At 52.7% G+C, this 1,057-nt stretch carries 1 protein-coding gene; it reads right to left on the reverse strand.

Going from position 1 to position 1,057, the window contains the following annotated elements:
* Window positions 1-56 precede the first annotated feature (56 nt).
* The gene (locus ACWWFX_RS25270) at window positions 57-980 is read right to left on the reverse strand and encodes an IS5-like element IS903B family transposase (RefSeq protein WP_001118619.1); all 924 of its coding nucleotides are present in this window, start codon (window positions 978-980) and stop codon (window positions 57-59) included.
* Window positions 981-1,057 lie beyond the last annotated feature (77 nt).

Raw genomic sequence — 1,057 nt, forward strand, 5'->3', positions numbered from 1 at the left:
GGCTTTGTTGAATAAATCAGATTTCGGGTAAGTCTCCCCCGTAGCGGGTTGTGTTTTCAGGCAATACGCACGCTTTCAGGCATACCTGCTTTCGTCATTTTGTTCAGCGCTCGTACCAGGGCCATAGCCTCTGCAACCTGACCATCGTAGTCACGCAGTGTCAGTGAACCCCCGAACAGCTGTTTTACCCGGTACATCGCCGTTTCCGCTATCGAGCGACGGTTGTAATCTGTTGTCCATTTCCACCGCGCATTACTCCCGGTCATTCGCTGATTAGCCACTGCACGGTTACGGTCTGCATATTCACCGGGCCAGTAACCCGCACCTTTTCGGGGAGGGATAAGCGCGCTGATTTTCTTACGCCGCAGTTCATCGTGACATAGCCGGGTATCGTAAGCGCCATCGGCGGCGGCTGACCTGATTTTCCGGTGGGTTTGCCGGATTAACCCGGGGAAGGCCTCTGAGTCCGTAACGTTGTTCAGCGACAGGTCAGCGCAGATGATTTCATGTGTTTTACTGTCAACGGCGAGATGCAGCTTACGCCAGATACGGCGGCGTTCCTGGCCATGCTTTTTGACTTTCCACTCGCCTTCACCGAAGACCTTCAGCCCGGTGGAATCAATTACCAGGTGTGCGATTTCACCCCGGGTGGGCGTTTTGAAACTGACATTAACCGACTTTGCCCGCCTGCTGACACAGCTGTAATCCGGGCAGCGTAGCGGAACGTTCATCAGAGAAAAAATGGAATCAATAAAGCCCTGCGCAGCGCGCAGGGTCAGCCTGAATACGCGTTTAATGACCAGCACAGTCGTGATGGCAAGGTCAGAATAGCGCTGAGGTCTGCCTCGTGAAGAAGGTGTTGCTGACTCATACCAGGCCTGAATAGCTTCATCATCCAGCCAGAAAGTTATGGAGCCACGGTTGATGAGGGCTTTATTGTAGGTGGGCCAGTTGGTGATTTTGAACTTTTGCTTTGCCACGGAACGGTCTGCGTTGTCGGGAAGATACGTGATCTGATCCTTCAACTCAGCAAAAGTTCGATTTATTCAACAAAGCC

Source organism: Pseudocitrobacter sp. 2023LY-00077 (assembly GCF_055796175.1).